Here is an 18284-nt window from a genome sequence, read left to right as displayed (position 1 = left end):
GATCTTTTTGTTTACGGCTGCGCTCAAAAGGACTGGCTAAACTGGCGAATTTCGCTCAAAAATTCCAAATAATTCTCTTCTTGATAATCGAATATATGTTCGGTATTCTGAATATACTACATAAGAACATACGTTTCCATACCCAAGGAGTGAGACATCATGCAGCCGCCTTTGCAAACCCGTGACGATTCGATGCTCGTTAAGCGGTATGTGCTGCTTCCGGTTCTGTTAGACGTACTGGAAAAAAACATTGCGCTGCTGGAAAGCTCCGGCAAACTTCCAGAGCCGCTGATCGGCCATCTTCGCCTGATCCAAGATCGCGTCACGGCCGACATGGCTTTTTTGCGCAAGCAGTTCCGCCGGCGGGGCATCCGGATTTACGAGGAAAGGCGCACGACAGACGGGTTGAACGTCGCTTACATATGCCGCGGGTATCACCACCGGTTTTCTTTGCTGTGGCGGCTGATCCGCGCCGAAATCGTTACCGCACTGGAGGTGTACCTGGATCCTACCGCCGGGCCGGACACCGGAAACACCGGGCAGGCAAACATTACCGGTTGTTAACCGAATAAATGTTCGTGTATGGTTAATAATAGATACGAACACAAGTTCCCTTTATTCAAATTCATTTTCTCATTCCGACAAAATGGCAGGTGTTACCGATGACCGCCTTCCCCGAGCAAGGCAAACGTGTAATTATGCTGGCGGACTGCCAGTCTTTTTACGCATCCGTGGAAAAAGCCGCCCATCCCCAATACCGCGATAAGCCTGTCGTCGTAGCGGGCGATCCCGCCCGCCGTTCCGGCATTATTCTGGCCGCCTGCCCCCTCGCTAAAGCGCACGGCGTCACAACGGCCGAAAGGCTGGGCGAGGCCCTCCGGAAATGTCCCGAGGCCGTAGTCATCCGCCCCCGCATGGAAGAGTACATTAAAGTCTCCATGCAGATTACGGCCATTCTTCAAACGTACACCGATCTCGTGGAGCCGTTCAGCATTGACGAACAGTACCTGGATGTGACGGGGAGCCTGCATCTCTTCGGCACGCCCGTGGAAATCGCCAGAGATATCCAGCAAAAGGTGCTGCAGGAAACCGGTGTATGGACGCGGATCGGCATCAGCGAAAATAAAGTGCTCGCTAAAATGGCCTGCGACAATTTCGCCAAGAAAAACCGGGAGGGCATCTACGGACTGCCCAAAAGCGAAATCGCCAATCTCTGGGAGCTGCCCGTCAGCAAAACGTATCTGATCGGCTCCCGGATGACCCGGCATCTTAACCGCATGGGCATCCTTACCGTCGGCGACTTGGCCAGAACCCCGCTGGCCCGTCTGCGCGCTCGCTGGGGAATCAACGGGGAAGTCATCTGGCGGGTAGCTAACGGCATCGATCCTTCCCCGGTAACCCCCCAGACTCACGAGGGACAAAAGGCCGTCGGCCATCAGATGACGCTGCCCCGCGACTATGCCACGGCCGAAGAAATCAAAGTCGTGCTGCTCGAGCTCTCCGAGCTGGTATGCCAGCGCTGCCGGGCCAAAGGCTGTCAGGGCCAGGTGGTCTCCGTCGGCTGTCAGGGCGCGGATTACGACCATCCGAGCGGTTTTTACCGCCAGATGAAGCTGCCGAACCCGACGCAGCTCACCGATACGGTCTACGAAACGGCCCAGCTACTGTTCCGCAAGCACTGGGACGGCCTCCCCGTACGCAAGGTCGGAGTCACGCTGGGAGACCTCGTGCCCGATGATCAGTATCAGCTGCTGATGTTCGGAGACGAGGAGCGCAAAATCGCTCTGGAGCGGGCAACCGATACGATCCGGCAGCGGTTCGGAAGCACCGCCATTATGCGTGCGGTTTCCGCTACCCCGGCCGGCCAGGCCAAAGACAGATCCCATAAGATCGGAGGGCATTACAAGTGAAATCTTCTTCGGCCGGTTCCAAGACAGGCAAAAAACTTCAGGGAAACGGCCTGTATGAATCGTCCCGCATGATGCTGCCCGAACACAAGGAAGCCTACCTGCGCCACCAGCGGGAACTGAACCGCCGGGCTCACCCGTCGCTGGAAGACGAAGAGCGCCAGCGCATAGGCAGTCTTCTGGCCCAGGCGAAGACAACGGGGCGGGTGCTTACCCTGACGGTATACGGTCCTTTCGAGGACGAGGAAATAGCCGGGATCGTCCGGCGCATCGACCCTCTGAAGCAGGAAATCCATCTTGAAGTGCCGGGAAATGTGCGCCGGCTCGCTTTTGACGATATTCTCAAAATCAGCGATTAGAATTCCGGTTTCCGGGAACAAAGTGAAATTTTGAATAACCACTCAGAATGCTAGGATTAAAGCAGGGCTTTTCCGACAAATCTGCGGCAAAAAATGAAAAAGCAAAAAAACCGTCTCTCTTCTTTATCGAAGAATAGACGGTTTTTTTGTAGATGGGCACGAAAAATAACGAAATCTTCCGTGTCTACTCATCTTCAGGAGCAGCCTGCTTTTTTTAACGGAACATTCCCCACAGCTTTAATAAATGGAACGTGTTGTTGGGATCGATTTTTTGGGCGATGACAAAATCAATCATAGACGACGACTGGGCCTGAGTAAGCGGTTCGCCGAGCACTTTGGAAAACTGGGCGACGAAAGCGGCAACTTTCTGCCGGTTTTGCAGATCGTACTTCGTGACCCCTTCCAGCAGCCTTTTAATGCGTTCTTTAATTTCCGGGTTTTTCATTTTCCATTTCACGCGTTCGACCAGAGCCGGATCGATACCATATTGCTGATAGCTCACTTGAACACCTCCCCGTTATCCATCCCTGCTAACATATGTCGGCAGCGGCCCGGATGTGCCTAGATTTTACGGGTGGAAAAGCTTACGGTCCGTCCCGGCATCGCCGATCGCACTCTCGTTTAAGTCCTCATCAGAAAAACGATTCACCGGGATTCCCGGCACCGGTTAGCAAACACAGGCCGCCTCTCGCGGCAAAGAAGCGATTCAACTACGGCAGAAACGGCGGCCAACCGCATGCGATGGGCAGGCCTCGACGCGCCGGGAACATCACGCGGCACAAAAAAACCGGCCGGCAGCGCCGGTCGGTTTTCGTAAAGCCGTTTATCAGTCCATGATATCCCCGTCGAAAATAAGCTCGCGCTGGAGAAAGTCACGAAGCGGAATATACTCCGCCGCCGTCCAGAACTCCGGCCGCGCTACGAGCTCGGCCGCATCGTCACGGGCCAGCTCCATCGTTTCGAAGTCGACCATCATGTCGGCGATCCGGAAGTCGGGCAGGCCGCTCTGCTTCGTGCCGAAGAAATCTCCGGGCCCGCGAAGCTCCAGATCCCGCCGGGCGATTTCGAAGCCGTCCGTCGTATCCGTCATCGCCTGCATCCGCTCCTTGCCGACTTCGGTTTTCGGATCGGCGATCAGGACGCAGAACGACTGGTGCTCCCCGCGCCCGACCCGGCCCCGCAGCTGATGCAGCTGCGACAAGCCGAACCGGTCCGCGTCGTATACGACCATCAGTGTCGCATTGGGAACGTCCACACCGACCTCGATGACCGTTGTGGATACGAGCGTGTGGATCTCGCCGTCCTTGAACCGGTGCATGATCTCGTCCTTCTCGGCCGCGGCCATCCGCCCGTGAAGCAGCCCGACCTTGAGATCGGGGAACGCCTGCTGAAGCTGGACGTGTACGTCTATCGCGTTCTGCACGTCCAGCTTCTCCGACTCCTCGATCAGCGGGCAGATCACGTAAGCCTGGCGGCCCGCATCCGCTTCCCGGCGGATAAAGCCGAGCACCCGGTCGAACATCTCGTGACGCACCCAATACGTTTTGATCGGTTTGCGCCCCTTCGGAAGCTCCCGGAGCGTCGAGACGTCAAGATCGCCGAATGCCGTAATCGCCAGCGTCCGGGGAATCGGCGTCGCCGTCATCGTCAGCACGTCGGGGTTCATCCCCTTGCGCCGCAGGATGCTGCGCTGGTTTACCCCGAACCGGTGCTGCTCGTCGGTGACGACAAGGCCCAGCTTGCGGAAGAAGACGTCTTCCTGGATGAGGGCATGCGTGCCGACCAGAATGTCGAGCATGCCCATTTGCAGGGACGCGAGAAGCTCGCGCCGCTGGCGGGCGGTCGTGCTTCCGGTGAGCAGGGCGACCTGCAGCCCGTAGGGCTCGAACATGGCCGTCAGCGAGCGGTTATGCTGTTCGGCGAGGATCTCCGTCGGCACCATCAGAGCGCCCTGGCAGCCGGCCGTTACCGTCGCGTAGAGCGCCGCCGCGGCAACGACCGTCTTGCCCGCTCCGACATCGCCCTGAAGCAGGCGGTTCATCGTGTAAGGCTCCTGCATGTCCTGCAGGATCTCCGCGATGACCTTCTTCTGCGAAGGCGTCAGCGTGAACGGCAGGCCGCGCACAAAGGCGCGCACCTTCGGGAGATCCACCTGCTGCGCGAGCCCGTCGGCGCGGTTACGCGTAATGGCCCGGAAGGCGTGCATTTTGAGCTGAAACAGGAACAGCTCCTCATACACCATCCGGCGCCGGGCCTCGTTCCCATCCTCCGTCCCCTCGGGGCGGTGAATGATCTCCATGGCTCTTCTGCGGGGCAGCAAGCGGTATTTGCGCAGCAGTTCCGCCGGGATGATCTCACTTACCATGGCGCTGTACTGAGTAAGGGCCTGAGCCGTCGCCTTGCGCATAAAATGCTGAGTAAGGGAGCCGCCAACGGAATAGACCGGCTGCAAAGTGCCGGTCTTGGAAGTTCCCCTATCGGGAAATTCGGAATCCGAAACCGTCATCTGATGACGGCGCTGGTCCCACTTGCCCGTCAGGACAATTTCACGCCCGGGAGCGAGCTGGTCTTTCAGGAACGGCCGGTTAAACCAGACGGCGGTAACAAAAAAGTGGTCAATGACCACTTTGCAGCTGAGCCTGTTTTTGCGGCCGTATCTTTGCAGGACAGGCTCGGACATGATCTTGCCCTGCACGGTAATTTTCTCTCCGTCTTTGACCTGGGTCAAATCGCGGATGGAGTAATCTTCGTAGCGGAACGGGTAGTACTCGAGCAGATGAGCAACACGGGTAATGCCAAGGGCCTGCAGTTCTTCGGCCTTCTGTCCGCCGATTCCGCGGACTTCCGTAACCGGAATTTCGTTAAGTTCCATGTCAGGCCGGACTCACGAATGCAGCTACGGTTCCCGGTCCCGCATGGGTTCCGATAACCGGACCGATGGTGATGTACTGCATGCTCTTGATCGTAAAGTTCTGCTCGATAAGGCGGTACAGCTCTTCCGCCGCTTCCCTGTTGTTCGCGTGTGCCATGCTGATGTGAATGTCCCCGCCGGGAATGTCCCGCCGCATCATTTCGATGATCCGGGCCATCGCCTTCTTCTGCCCGCGTACTTTATCCACCGAAGCGATTTCTCCCTCGGGATCTACGGACAGAATCGGCTTAATGTTGAGCAAGGAACCGATCAAAGCGGACGCTTTGCCGATTCTGCCCCCTTTTTGCAAATATTCGAGCGTGTCGACGAGGAAGTAGATAACGAACGATTCGCGGATTCTCCGCACGATCTCCACGCATTCTTCCATGCTCTTGCCTTCCCGGGCCGCTTCTGCGGCGGCCACGACAAGGGCGCCGATTCCGTAACACGCCGTCTTGGAATCAATCACTTGTACGCGGTCTTCCTCGTCCAGCATCGACTTGGCCAGCAGGGCGGACTGGTACGTTCCGCTCATGGCCGACGACAGATGGATGGACAAAATGGTGACCTCGGGATCTTCGGCCAGCAGTTTCTCATAGAGCGCAAGAAATTCCGCGGGCGAAGGCTGAGAGGTTGTCGGCATGCTGTGAGCGGCGACCAGTTTGTGATAAAACTGCTCCGCATCCAGGGTAACCGCATCCAGATAAGTTTCTCCGTCGAGGTGGATTTTGAGCGGAACCATTTCAATACCGAGTTTTTCACGGGTAGCTTTCGGAATATCCGACGTGCTGTCCGTTACAATACGAACACGGCTCATATGCAAACCCCCTCTCTTACTCTACGGAAAATATATAGGCGTACAGCGGCTGTCCGCCCGGATGAAGCTCGATCTCCACGTTCGGATACTGGGCTTCGATATAAGCGGTAAGCTGCTCCGTCTGCTCTTCGCCGGCATCCTCGCCCGTCAGAATCGTCACGATCTCGGCTTCGCGGATCATATGATCCAGAAGCTTCCGGCTCGCTTCGACAAGCTCCGGTTCGGATACGACGATTTTGCCGTCCTCAATGCCGATAAAATGACCTTGTTTGATTTCGATGCCGTCGATGGACGTATCGCGAACCGCAAAGGTAACCTGACCGGAACGGACGCCTCGAATCGCTTCGTTCATGGTTTGTTCGTTGACGTCGGCGCTGGCTTTTTCCTGGAATGCCAGAATGGAGGCCAAGCCCTGCGGAATCGACTTCGTCGGGATGACGATAATCCGCTTATCTTCGACAAGATCCTGCGCCTGCTTCGCGGCCATGATGATATTGGAGTTATTGGGCAGAATAAACACGGTTTCCGCATCGATCTGCTCTATCGCCTTCACAACGTCTTCCGTGCTCGGGTTCATCGTCTGTCCGCCGGACAAAACGACATCCACGCCTACGCTTGTGAAAATCTCCGTAATGCCCTGGCCCAGAGCCACGGCCACGAATCCGTACGGCTTAAGTTCTTTGGCGGCGGGCACCACCGAACGCTGCGCTTCCTCTTCGGCGGCACGCTCGTAAACCTCAGCCGCTTCTTCCAGGATATGCGAATGCTGATCGCGCATGTTCTCGATTTTGATCCGGGTCAGATCTCCGTATTCCATGGCCAGATTCATGACTTGTCCGGGATATTCCGCATGAATATGAACTTTGACAAGCTCATCGTCCGCCACGACAAGCAGCGAATCCCCATGCTTTCCGAGCTGGCTGCGGAAATTAATTTCATTGAATTCGAGGCCTTTCGTTTTGCCGGGAACGACCTTCAGCAAAAACTCGGTACAGTAGCCGAATTCGATGTCATCCGTAGACATATGAAGCTGCGCGGGACCCGTACGATCCATGTGATGGGCTTCGGGGGCGAGCTGGAGCGTTTCAATGTCCTTGTCCTTGGCGGTCTGTCCCAGGAGGGGCGCATCCGCAACGATAAAGGAGGACGTATCCTCCTGCTGCTGGCCGTTCAGCGCGCTAACGAATCCTTCGTAAATGCAGACCAGGCCCTGTCCGCCCGCGTCGACTACACCTACCTGTTTGAGGACAGGAAGCATGTCCGGCGTTTTGGACAGGGTTTCGCTGGCCTGCTTCAGCACCTCTTCCACGAGCTCCGTAACGTCCGCACAGCGTCTTGCCGAGGCGACGGCATGCTTCGCCGCCTCTTTGGAAACGGTCAGTACGGTACCTTCCACGGGTTTGACGACCGCTTTATATGCGGTGTCCACGCCCTGCTGCAGAGCCGCGGCAAACTGCTGCACGTCGATCGCTTCCATATCATGCGTATACTTGGCGAAGCCTCGGAAAAGCTGGGACAGAATCACGCCGGAGTTGCCCCGTGCGCCCATCAGCAATCCCTTGGATAAAGCTTCCGCCGCTTTGCCGATATGTGCGGACGGCTTGCGTTTCAGTTCCTCTACGCCCGACGTAAGCGTCAGGTTCATATTCGTTCCGGTATCTCCGTCAGGGACCGGGAAAACGTTCAAACCGTTCACCCTGTCCACATTTCTGCGAAGGTTGTCAGCTCCAGCAAACACCATCTGCATAAAATCATTTCCATTTATTGTGTTAAAGCGCTTACTCAATGGTATTCTCCTTCCTGATTACCGGGATACCCTAACCCCTTGAACGAATATGTGAACTTCATCTACATGCAAACCCACTACTTCATTTAATACATACTTCACTTTGGTCTGGACGTTGTGCGCCACCACGGATATTTTGGTTCCGTAACTTACAATAATGTATAGATCAATCTCTACGCGGTCCTGTTCGCGGCGTACTTCCACACCCCGTCCCAGATTATCCCGTCCGAGCAATTCTGCAATGCCATCTTTTAATTGTTTGCGCGAAGCCATACCGACCAGACCGTAACAATCCAATGCGGCGGAACCCGCAAGTACGGCGATCACTTCATCGGTTACATGAATTTTACCTAATTCGTTGCTTACCTCGATTGGCATGAAAATACCAACTCCTTCAAAAAGGGTCAATAGGACTAATCCTCATTGTACTATAACCTATGGAATAAATAAATGACAAAAATGGCTCCTATTCGTTGACTATCTCTTTTTCGCTGTGCTATTATATTTAAGTGTGTTTATTGAATGCGGTAGAACGAAGCAAACCGATGCCCTGAACTTAAACAGGCCGACGAGCCACATGCTAACAAAAGCTGCCTTGCTGTGTGTTAGGTTTAGGCTTGCCATGCTGGCAGTTTCGTATACTTATAAGGAGGTGTCATTCATGTCTCGCAAATGCTATATTACTGGCAAATCCCCGAAGTCCGGAAACCATGTTTCCCACGCGAACAACAAAAACAAGCGTACATGGGGCGTTAACGTACAAAAAGTACGCATCCTGGTGGACGGCAAACCGAAGCGCGTTTACGTCAGCACCCGTGCCCTGAAATCCGGCAAAGTGGAACGCGTATAACGATCGCTTTAGCGAAAAGACAAAAAGCACCGTAACGGGTGCTTTTTTTCGTGCCTTTTAACAGGCTCAACGGCTGCAGCTATTAATTTTTGCTGAACGTGTTCAGTACGGCCTTGACAAAACCGCCCAAAAATTTCGGCAGCTTGACTGTGTAGAATTTCATCCTCTACCCCTCCTTCATGATTGCCGGCAAACCGCTCTCATCGATTCCAGTATATTCGCACATGCCCGAAAATGTGCTTGCCCCCGAAAACGAATACGCGGCTTTCATCCCCTGCTGCGTGGGCTCCTGGCATCCTTTTATCCCATAAAAAAAAGGTTACAAGAATGCTTAAATTCTCGTAACCAAGTGTATGCCCCCGCCGGGGGATTTATGACACGTCCGTTCTGCGGCGACCGCCGGACAAATGCGGCGGGCTTTAATTGCCCGCGGATTCGCGGATCAGGCGGATCGCTTCCGCGCGGTCGGGCCGGCCGAACACCGCATTGCCGGCAACCGCCATGGTGGCGCCTGCCTCAGCGACCAGCAGCGCGGTCTTTTCGTTGATTCCGCCGTCCACTTCGATCTCCACGTGATCCAGTCCACGTTCACGGAGCTTGCCGCGAAGGCCGCGGATTTTGCTAAGCATGCCCGGTATGAACGACTGCCCTCCGAAGCCCGGGTTAACGGTCATGATGAGGACCAGATCCAGATACTCTTCCAGCACATGTTCGATAGCGGACAAAGGAGTGGCGGGATTCAAAACGACTCCGGCCTTGACCCCGTGCTCCTTGATCTGATGAAGCGTGCGGTGAAGGTGAGGGCACGTCTCCACATGCACGGAGATCAAATCTGCGCCCGCTTTGGCGAAGTCTGCGATATATCTTTCGGGCTGCTCGATCATCAGGTGTACATCGAGCGGCAGGGACGTATGAGGCCGGATGGCGGATACGATAGGAGGGCCCAGCGTGATGTTCGGCACGAAGTGACCGTCCATGACGTCGACATGTATCCAGTCGGCGCCCGCTTTCTCAACCTCGCGAATTTCTTCGCCAAGCTTGGCGAAGTCGGCGGACAGAATGGATGGAGCTATGCGCAGCATCTTAGTACCTCCTCTTTTTCTCTTTCATTTCCTGCAGAAACTGCAAATAATGCTCGTAACGGCTTGCGGCGATTTCCCCCTGCTCCACGGCGTCGCGGACTTTGCAGCCCGGTTCGTGAAGATGCAGGCAGCCCCGGAACTTGCACGTTTCGGCATAAGACTGGAATTCGCGGAAGCAGGACCCGAGGTCTTCGGCTTCCAGTTCGACAAAGTCAAGCTGACTAAAGCCCGGCGTGTCCGCGACATATCCGCTCTTGGCGAGCGGTATCAATTCCACATGCCGCGTCGTGTGCTTCCCCCGGCCCAGCCGGTGGCTGATCTCGTTGGTCTGAAGATCCAGACCCGCTACGATCGCATTCAGCATGGACGACTTGCCGACCCCGGACTGCCCGGCGAATACGCTGATTTTGCCGTCCAGGTATTCCGCAACCTGGTCGACGCCTTCCCCCTGCCGCGAGCTCGTCAGCATGACGGGGTAACCAATCTTGCGGTACAGCTCGACCGCGTCGGTAAGCCAGCCGGGCATGGGCGGGGCGACAAGGCCGGCGGAAGCGGACGAATCCGTTATCGGGACAGCTTCGCCCTCTTCCGCACTTTCAGCGGCACTCTCTTCAGAAGTGTCATCCGCAAGATCAACCAGATCCGCTTTGGTCAGGCAAATAGCCGCATGCAGTCCCGTATTCTCGATGTGGACGAGAAACTTATCCAGCAGCTGCAGGTTCAGATCCGGCTCCACAACCGAGAAGACGAGCATGGCCGTGTCCACGTTCGCGATGGGCGGGCGAATCATTTCGGATGTCCGCGGGTCGATCTCCGTTACCGTTCCTTCGCCGTTCTCCGTCGCTTCGTATTTTATCCGGTCGCCGACCAGCGGTGAAATCCCTCTTTTCTTGAAAACGCCTCTGGCCCTGCACTGCACGAGAGAATCGGAGCCGAGCCGGCTTCCCTCCGGTAGGACATAGTAGTACCCGCTGAGCGCTTTTACGATCAAACCTTGGGGCATTGCGGATCTCGTCCTCCTTTTTGAATTCGGATGTCGGTTCTAGTCATCTTTATCTTTATCTTTGTTTTTATCTTTGTCCTTCTCCTTGCCTTTGCCCTTCTCTTCTCCGCCGCCGGAAACAAGTTTGGAGCCTCCGTACTGCTGCATCGAAGTCTGCCCTCCGGTCTGCTGAGGAGTCGGTGTAGGCGAGGGACTGCCGGCCTGCTGGTTCAAGAAATCCTGGTAAGTCCTCGTCGTCACATTGACGACCTTGTCGTCTTCCTTGACGGTGATGACGGCGTTTTTGTCCGGCGCCACGATCACTTTAACATCGACTGCCGACGGCGAGGAAATGGTCTCGGTCCGGTATTCGCGGTTGTCGCCCTGGGCGTCGCTCACAAGCACCTTGAACGTGGATTTCTTTCCTTCCGACGAAGGAACCAGCGGCACGTTGACAACCATCTGCCCCGCTTCCTGCGGCATGCCGGAGCTTACGATCAAGCCGATGGCCTGGCCGACGGGAACCTCGTTATCCGGCTCGTAAGGGAACTGCTTGATGACTTTGCCTTTAGCGACTTTATAGCTGGGCTCTTCGGTGACGGCTCCCACCTTTAACTTGCTGACGCTAATCCGGCTGATGGCCTCTTCCTTCGACAGGCCGACAAGTGCCGGCATCTTGATCGTTTCTTTGCCTTTGCTCGCGATCAGCTTGACTGCGGCCGCGGCCGGATTCAGGTCCTCGCCTTCGCGCGGGGTCTGCTCCAGAACCGTATTCGCTTCCTGGTCTTCGGAGTACCGGTACGTAATCGAGATCTGATCCTCCTTGAGACCGAGCCCCTGGATCAGCTGAGCCTTGGCGTCGTCCACGTTGTGATTGACCACCGAAATCATTTTCTTTAATTCAGGCCCTTTGCTGACCTTGAGTTTGACTTTCGTCTGCTCTTTGGCTTTCATCCCCGCCTGCGGATTCTGGTCGATAACGATTCCCGCAGGCTGCGGGTCGGCGACCTCCTCCACTTCGTAACCGAGCTTGGCGGCGGTCAGCTTTTCCTGGGCCTTCTGCAGGGTATCCGTTTTGACGTTAGGAACCGGAACCTCGGCAACGACTACTTTCCCCTGCACGTAATAAATAGCGCCGGCCAGCAGCAGAGCGATCAGGACGAGGATCGTGACCCACAGGCCTGTCTTTTTCTTTTTCTTCGGCGGCGGGGACGGTTTGGATGCGGCAGGCTCCGTTTTGCCCTTGACCGGCGATTCCTCCGCATCATCCTCGTCATCGAATATTTGCACCTGCTGATTAGGACGGATGGCGGGGAGAACGAGCGTGTTCTCGTCATCGTCATGATCGTCGTGATGAAAACTTATTTTAGGTTCGTTGCGGCGTTCGGGCTGCAGACAGGTTTCCAGATCCTCCATCATGGCGCGGGCGGACTGGTACCGCTCATCGGGCTTTTTGCGCACCGCTTTGAGAATGATATTCTCCAGACTTTGCGGAATCATCGGATTAATCCGCCTCGGATCCTCGGCGTCTTCCTGCAGATGTTTCAAAGCCACACTGATCGGGCTCTCGCCGTGAAACGGAAGCTCCCCCGTCAGCATTTGATACATCACGATCCCAAGCGAATACAGATCCGATTTTTCACCCGTATTGGTTCCTTTCGCATGCTCAGGCGAGAAATAGTGAACCGAGCCTACGACGGAACCCGTCTGCGTGATCGTAGAAGAAGTAGCCGCGCGGGCGATTCCGAAATCCGTCACTTTGACGCGGCCGTTTTTTCCGATCAGAATATTATGAGGTTTAATGTCCCGATGAATAATTCCGTTATGATGCGCATGCTCCAGAGCATCGCAGATTTGGACCGCATAATGAACGGCTTCCTCGACAGGCAGCGGGGCCCGCTCTTTGATAATTTCGTTCAGCGTCTTCCCCTCGATGTATTCCATCACGATGTAATGGAGTTCGCCTTCCTGACCCACGTCGTAAATGCTGACCACGTTAGGATGGGAGAGCGAAGCCGCCGCCTGGGCTTCCCGGCGGAAACGGCGGATAAACTCTTCGTCGTTCACGTACTGCTGGCGGAGCATTTTGACGGCCACCTTGCGGTGGAGCAGGATATCGAGCCCTTTGTAAACAAGAGCCATTCCTCCTCCGCCAATGCGTTCCAGAATTTCATAGCGGCCACCCAGCTTCGTTCCAATCATGCGGGATCCCCTCCCGAAGCGGGTCCTGAGTCTCCCGATGCAAGAATGATCGTGATGTTGTCGTCTCCGCCCGCATCCAGAGCAGCCTGAAGCAGGCTCTGAGCCATGGCTTCCAATTCGGATTCCCCGCGCACAATGGACAGGATCGTCTGGTCGTCGACCATTCCGCTCAGTCCGTCGCTGCAAAGAAGGAGAATATCTCCGCTCTCCAGGCTCAGATGCTGAACGTCTGGCTGCGCGTCCGGTTCCGTCCCCAGCGCCCTGGTAAGTACGTTACGGCGCGGATGGCGCTCCGCTTCGTCCGGCGTCAGCTGGCCGTTCTTCAAAAGCTCGTTCACCAGAGAGTGATCCTCCGTCAAACGGAGAATAGAGGGCCCGCTTATTTTATAAGCGCGGCTGTCTCCGATATGCCCCAGGATGGCCAGCTGTCCGGATGCCAAGAGAACGACGACGGTCGTGCCCATTCCCTGAAGCTCTTCCCTGGCGGAGGCATATTCGAACACCTTGCGGTTGGTCGAACGGATCGCTTCCTTCACGGCAAGCTTGCACTCTTCGACCGTCATCGAGGAACTCAGGGATTTGAGTTCTTCCCGGATGATGTCGATGGTCATCTGGCTGGCGACGTCGCCCGCCTGATGACCGCCCATTCCGTCGGCCACAATGGCCAGGGAATACCCTCCGACGTCATGCTGAATAACGGCTCTGTCTTCATTTACGGACCGGACTCGGCCGGTATCTGTCACACTCACCATTTTCATCCGCATTTCACTCCGTTATTTCGCTTCCATATGCTTGGCCCGCAGTTGTCCGCAGGCGGCGGCAATGTCGCTGCCCTGCTCACGGCGTATGGTCGCGTTGATTTTGTTGCGTTCCAAAATGCGCTGGAAGTTAAAAATATCGTCGCGCGTCGTCCGTACGTAATCCCGCTCCTGCACGTAATTGACCGGAATCAGGTTAACGTGGCACATCGGCAGTTCCTTCAGAACTTCGGCGAGTTCCTCGGCATGCTCGGCCTGGTCGTTTACGTTGCCCATCAGAGCGTACTCGAACGTGATGCGGCGGCCCGTTTTGGCCATGTAATATTTGCACGACTCGATCAGATCGGCGAACGGGAACCGGCGGTTAACCGGCATTAACTTGGAACGGAGCGCATCATTGGGCGCATGGATGGAAATCGCCAAATTGATCTGCGTATCCTCGTCCGCAAACCGGTAAATGTTCGGCACGATACCGCTGGTCGAAACGGTGATGTGGCGCTGGCCGATATTCAGGCCCTTCGGATGAATCATAATGTTTAGGAACTTCATCATCGCATCGTAGTTCTCGAACGGTTCGCCGATTCCCATGATGACGATGGAGCTTACGCGCTCTCCCGTCGCATCGAGGAGCTGCTGCGCTTTGACAATCTGGGCGACGATTTCGCCCGCGCGCAAGTCACGCTTCAATCCGCCGAGTGTGGAGGCGCAGAACGTGCAGCCGATCCGGCAGCCGACCTGAGTCGTTACGCATACGCTGTTGCCGTAACTGTGCTTCATGATCACGGTCTCGATCGCGTTTTTGTCCGCCAGCTCGAACAGGAACTTCACCGTTCCGTCTTTCGACTGCTGCTTGGCGATTTCGGTCAGCGTGACGAAGGAAAAGCCGGCCTTCAATTTCTCGCGAAGCGCCTTCGACAAATTCGTCATTTCCTCGAAGTCCGTGACACGTTTCACATACAGCCAGTCGAAAATCTGTCCGGCACGGAAGACCGGTTCTTTGTTCTCCTCGGTCCACTGCTTCCAGTCTTCCAGACTGTAGTCGTACACAAAGGGTTTATCTACTTGCAAGGTTTTATTTTTCACAGTAATCACACCTAACTTATTTTCCAAATAAAAAATGGGTTATCCAGCCGAATCCTTCCTATTTTAGCATAAAAGACGGCTGAACACACTAGAGCGGGCCAGTGGGGATCAGGCATCGCGTACAGGCAGCGGAAGAAGACGCCCCATATCGGGCCGAGCCGCAGCTCGGGCATCCCACCCGGCTCATCCGGCTGTACGGCGCCAATCGTTAAACGGACGACTTCATCTGCTGAAGGTAAACAGCCTTCATACACAAACGCCGGAACCCGCAAAACGCGGCGTTTAAGATATTCCGTTAGTCGGATTCACACCGGTTAAACGATAAGCAATGGGAGAACAGCCTACAAAGTCCTTTATCCAAAGCGATATCCCGACCGGTAGGGCTGCTCACTCGCATGGCGGTCTTTTTATCCGCAGCTTACGCCAAGCGCCGGATCCGGGCAATAAAGAAGCCGTCCGTCCCGTACTGGTCCGGCATAATCGAGATCATGCCCGAAATCGCCTGCTCCAGAGGCGCGGATTCCGGCCAGCCTGTTGTCGGAATCGGATCAAGGACAAACTCGGGATGGGCCTCCAGGAAGCGGGCCACCGCGTCCTCGTTCTCCGTCCGCTCGATTGTACATGTGCTGTAGACAAGCACACCGCCGGGTTTGAGCAGACCGTGAACAGCCTCCAGGATGCTCTGCTGGACGGCCGCGATCTCGGCGATGTCCTCCTCCCGCTTGCCCCATTTCAGGTCGGGCTTCCGGCGGATAACGCCGAAGCCCGAACAGGGAGCGTCAAGCAGGATGCGGTCAAACGAGGCCGGCTCGAATTCCCCGGCAAGTTCCCTGGCATCCTTCACCAAGGTGCGGACCGACTTCAGGCCCAGCCTCTGGGCTTGTTCGTCGATCAGCCGCTTTTTGTGAGGATGCAGGTCGCAGGCCCACACCGTGCCGGTGTCGTCCATCTTCTCCGCGATGTGCGCCGTTTTGCCGCCCGGGGCGGCGCAGCAGTCCAGGACGGTCATGCCTGCCTCCGGCCGAAGCGCTTCGGCAACGAGCATGGAGCTTTCGTCCTGGATGGAGTAGTCGCCCTGGCCGAAGCCCGGCGTCAGCGCCATGTTTCCGCCCGAGGATACGACAATGCCGGCGGGCGACAGTGCCGAAGGCTCGGCGTCAAATCCGCCCAGCCGAAGCTGCTCCAGCAGCGAATCGGGCTGCTGGCGGCGTGTATTCGCGCGGATGCTGACGTGCGGCGGCTCGTTGTTCGCCCTGCAGATGCGCTCGCACGCTTCGGCGCCGTACTGCAGGGTCCAGCGCCGGACCAGCCACTCGGGATGGGAATGTTCGAGCGAAATGCGCTCGATGTCCGTCATCCCTTGCGGAAGCGTCAGCTCCGCACGCTGGCGGATAGCGCTGCGCAGCACGCCGTTGACCATGCCGGAGATGCCCTGATGGCCCCGGCGCTTCGCTATGTTAACAGCTTCGCTGACAACCGCGTGGTCGGGCACGCGCTCCAGATACAGGAGCTGATACAAGCTCATCCGGAGCAGACTGCGTACCCAGGGCTGAAGCTTGCCGAGCCCCTTGGTCACCAGTTTCGCCAAGTAATAGTCGATTGTATTCCGTCTCTGGATCGTTCCGTACACAATTTCCGTAGCCAGAGCGGCATCCGGGCGCGGGAGATCCGCTTCGCGCAGTATCTGATTCAGCTTGAGGTTGCTGTAAGAGCCCGCTTCCTCGACGCCTGTCAATACGCTGAGCGCAGCGTCGCGCGCCGATTTTTTTACATGCTCTCGTTTCGGCTTTGCGGCCTGGCTGTTTCTCCGGTCGGTCCGAGAACGGCTTGCCGGACCGCTGGCGCCCCCGACTTGTCCCTTCCGGTTATCCGGCTCATTTTTTTTCACGGGACTTGCACACATCCTTTGCTTATTAAAATCGTACGTATGCGGCTCCTGCTTTAGAATCATCGCTTGGCAGGGACATATGTATCGTTTACGGAAAAACGCAGGAACCGTCGGTCATTCACCGAAAATTCCTGCGCATTGCGTTTCACGCGTCTGCTATTCACCCAAAACGGCGCCTTTCTCCATGGAGCTTCCCCGTACAAGCTGAGCCGCTTCCATGGCCTTCTTGCCGGCAGGCTGGACATTCAGCAGTTTCAGGCTTCCGTCGCCCGTAGCCACTTCGATCCCGTCTTCGTCCGCTCCGATAACCGTGCCTGGCTTCAGCCCTGCGCCGGTCGAGCTTTCCAACGTTCTATCCGCGCTTGGCGCGAGGTCTTCGGGTTTTTTACACACCCATACTTTCAGGATTTCCCCGTTCCAGGTTGTATAAGCGCCCGGAAAAGGATTTAATCCGCGAACCAGATTCCAAATATCCTTGGAAGACCGGTTCCAGTCGATTTTCTCGTCTTCGCGGTTGATATTCGGCGAGTATACCGCTTGCGAATCATCCTGCGGTACAGCCTGGACCGTGCCCGCAAACAATTCGGGCAGCGTGCGCTTAAGCAGATCTGCACCCGCCAGGCTAAGCTTGTCGAACATCGTGCCGGTCGTATCGTCATCCCCGATAGGAACTTCAACCTTGCTGATCATATCTCCCGTATCCAGCCCTACCGCCATGTACATGATGGTAACGCCCGTCACCCGCTCGCCCTGTATGATCGCATGGTGTATCGGAGCGCCCCCTCTGTATTTCGGCAGAAGGGAAGCGTGGATATTGATGCAGCCCAGACGGGGAATGTCGAGCACCGCCTTGGGCAGGATCTGGCCGTATGCCGCCGTCACGATAAGATCCGGAGAAATTCTCCGGATTTCATCGACCGTGTCGGACGTGCGCAGCTTCTCCGGCTGAAACACCGGGATGCCGTGCTTCTCGGCCTCCACTTTGACGGGAGGCGGTGTCAGCACGCGCTTGCGCCCTTTCGGACGGTCCGGCTGTGTAACGACGGCAGCCACTTCGTAGCCGCCCTCAATTAGCGCCCTCAAGGAAGGAACCGCGAAGTCCGGGGTTCCCATAAAAATCAGCTTCACGTCAGCGGTCCTCTTTCTCTTCGAGCTCAGGGCGGTACAGACGGATCGCCAGATCCGTGAACAGAACACCGTTCAAGTGGTCCACTTCGTGCATGATGCAGCGGGCCAGCAGCTCTTCGCCTTCAAGCTCGAACTCTTCGCCGTTGCGGTCCTGGCCTTTCACTTTCACTTTGAGGGGGCGCTTGACCTCTCCTTCGAGTCCCGGGATACTCAGGCAGCCTTCCGGTCCGATCTGCTCGCCGCTTTGTTCGACAACGACCGGATTGACGATCTCGATCAGTCCGTTCTCGTCTCCCACGTCCATAACGATGACACGCTTGAGAATGCCCACCTGCGGAGCGGCCAGGCCGACGCCCGGCGCATCGTACATCGTATCCGCCATATCGTCGAGCAGCTTATGGAGGTTGGAATTAAATTTCGTTACCTGTTTGGCGGTTTCCCGCAGCACAGAGTCTCCTTCTTTAACAATCATGCGAATGGCCATTCCATCCACCTGCTTTCTTTAAAGTCATTCTATGAGGGCAAGGGCCT

At 56.3% G+C, this 18284-nt stretch carries 18 protein-coding genes; 4 read left to right on the top strand and 14 right to left on the bottom strand.

The genetic code is table 11. From position 1 onward, the window contains the following. Positions 1–159: 159 nt before the first annotated feature. The 3 genes from ACI48J_RS09360 to ACI48J_RS09350 all read left to right on the top strand — a co-directional run bounded on the left by ACI48J_RS09360 (position 160) and on the right by ACI48J_RS09350 (position 2266). On the top strand, positions 160–564 hold the full coding sequence (locus ACI48J_RS09360) for a hypothetical protein (RefSeq protein WP_405082568.1): 405 nt from the start codon (positions 160–162) through the stop codon (positions 562–564). A 98-nt stretch (positions 565–662) separates the two neighbouring features. Next, on the top strand, positions 663–1910 hold the full coding sequence (locus ACI48J_RS09355; RefSeq protein WP_405082567.1) for a DNA polymerase IV: 1248 nt from the start codon (positions 663–665) through the stop codon (positions 1908–1910). Then, positions 1907–2266 carry a YolD-like family protein gene (locus ACI48J_RS09350; RefSeq protein ID WP_405082566.1) on the top strand — a complete coding sequence of 120 codons (360 nt, stop codon included), beginning with the start codon at positions 1907–1909 and terminating at the stop codon, positions 2264–2266. Before ACI48J_RS09355 ends, ACI48J_RS09350 begins: the two co-directional genes overlap by 4 nt. A gap of 214 nt (positions 2267–2480) precedes the next feature. Here ACI48J_RS09350 and ACI48J_RS09345 read toward each other — a convergent pair whose 3' ends face one another. From ACI48J_RS09345 to ACI48J_RS09325, 5 genes are all read right to left on the bottom strand, one after another. Continuing rightward, the gene (locus ACI48J_RS09345) at positions 2481–2768 is read right to left on the bottom strand and encodes a stage VI sporulation protein F (protein ID WP_326053620.1); all 288 of its coding nucleotides are present in this window, start codon (positions 2766–2768) and stop codon (positions 2481–2483) included. Between the two features lie 324 nt (positions 2769–3092). After that, positions 3093–5138: an ATP-dependent DNA helicase RecG gene (gene recG, locus ACI48J_RS09340; RefSeq protein ID WP_405082565.1), complete on the bottom strand. Its 2046-nt coding sequence runs from the start codon at positions 5136–5138 to the stop codon at positions 3093–3095. 1 nt (position 5139) lies between these two features. Further along, a complete protein-coding gene (locus ACI48J_RS09335) occupies positions 5140–5994 on the bottom strand; it encodes a DegV family protein (protein ID WP_405082564.1) in 855 nt (284 codons plus the stop codon). 16 nt (positions 5995–6010) lie between these two features. Next, a complete protein-coding gene (locus ACI48J_RS09330; protein WP_405082563.1) occupies positions 6011–7780 on the bottom strand; it encodes a DAK2 domain-containing protein in 1770 nt (589 codons plus the stop codon). A gap of 18 nt (positions 7781–7798) precedes the next feature. Further along, positions 7799–8158: an Asp23/Gls24 family envelope stress response protein gene (locus ACI48J_RS09325; RefSeq protein ID WP_009672588.1), complete on the bottom strand. Its 360-nt coding sequence runs from the start codon at positions 8156–8158 to the stop codon at positions 7799–7801. A gap of 283 nt (positions 8159–8441) precedes the next feature. Between ACI48J_RS09325 and rpmB the strand changes: the two genes are divergently transcribed. Further along, entirely contained in the window at positions 8442–8630 is a 189-nt protein-coding gene (gene rpmB, locus ACI48J_RS09320) for a 50S ribosomal protein L28 (RefSeq protein WP_009672666.1), read from the top strand. A gap of 82 nt (positions 8631–8712) precedes the next feature. Here the strand turns inward: rpmB and spoVM are convergent, their stop codons facing one another. From spoVM to def, 9 genes are all read right to left on the bottom strand, one after another. Continuing rightward, entirely contained in the window at positions 8713–8793 is an 81-nt protein-coding gene (gene spoVM / locus ACI48J_RS09315; protein WP_036739476.1) for a stage V sporulation protein SpoVM, read from the bottom strand. A gap of 256 nt (positions 8794–9049) precedes the next feature. Beyond that, positions 9050–9712 carry a ribulose-phosphate 3-epimerase gene (rpe, locus tag ACI48J_RS09310; RefSeq protein ID WP_405082562.1) on the bottom strand — a complete coding sequence of 221 codons (663 nt, stop codon included), beginning with the start codon at positions 9710–9712 and terminating at the stop codon, positions 9050–9052. A gap of 1 nt (position 9713) precedes the next feature. Then, complete coding sequence (gene rsgA, locus ACI48J_RS09305; protein ID WP_405082561.1) at positions 9714–10715, bottom strand: ribosome small subunit-dependent GTPase A; 1002 nt, start codon at positions 10713–10715, stop codon at positions 9714–9716. A gap of 39 nt (positions 10716–10754) precedes the next feature. Further along, positions 10755–12896, bottom strand: a complete 2142-nt coding sequence (pknB, locus tag ACI48J_RS09300; protein WP_405082560.1) for a Stk1 family PASTA domain-containing Ser/Thr kinase — start codon at positions 12894–12896, stop codon at positions 10755–10757. After that, complete coding sequence (locus ACI48J_RS09295) at positions 12893–13654, bottom strand: Stp1/IreP family PP2C-type Ser/Thr phosphatase (RefSeq protein ID WP_326053632.1); 762 nt, start codon at positions 13652–13654, stop codon at positions 12893–12895. Before ACI48J_RS09295 ends, pknB begins: the two co-directional genes overlap by 4 nt. 15 nt (positions 13655–13669) lie before the next feature. Next, positions 13670–14737: a 23S rRNA (adenine(2503)-C(2))-methyltransferase RlmN gene (gene rlmN, locus ACI48J_RS09290; RefSeq protein WP_042232718.1), complete on the bottom strand. Its 1068-nt coding sequence runs from the start codon at positions 14735–14737 to the stop codon at positions 13670–13672. Positions 14738–15155: 418 nt separating this feature from the next. Further along, the gene (gene rsmB / locus ACI48J_RS09285; protein ID WP_405083198.1) at positions 15156–16640 is read right to left on the bottom strand and encodes a 16S rRNA (cytosine(967)-C(5))-methyltransferase RsmB; all 1485 of its coding nucleotides are present in this window, start codon (positions 16638–16640) and stop codon (positions 15156–15158) included. Positions 16641–16781: 141 nt separating this feature from the next. Next, positions 16782–17753 (bottom strand): methionyl-tRNA formyltransferase, encoded by a 972-nt coding sequence (fmt, locus tag ACI48J_RS09280; RefSeq protein ID WP_405082559.1) that lies wholly within the window; start codon positions 17751–17753, stop codon positions 16782–16784. 1 nt (position 17754) lies between these two features. Further along, positions 17755–18237 carry a peptide deformylase gene (def, locus tag ACI48J_RS09275; RefSeq protein ID WP_326053635.1) on the bottom strand — a complete coding sequence of 161 codons (483 nt, stop codon included), beginning with the start codon at positions 18235–18237 and terminating at the stop codon, positions 17755–17757. Positions 18238–18284: the final 47 nt, after the last annotated feature.

This window comes from Paenibacillus chitinolyticus, from assembly GCF_045038035.1.
Classification (GTDB): domain Bacteria; phylum Bacillota; class Bacilli; order Paenibacillales; family NBRC-103111; genus Paenibacillus_F; species Paenibacillus_F chitinolyticus_A.
Note: the sequence above shows the minus strand (reverse complement) of the source record. Positions and strands in the feature narration are given on the sequence as shown.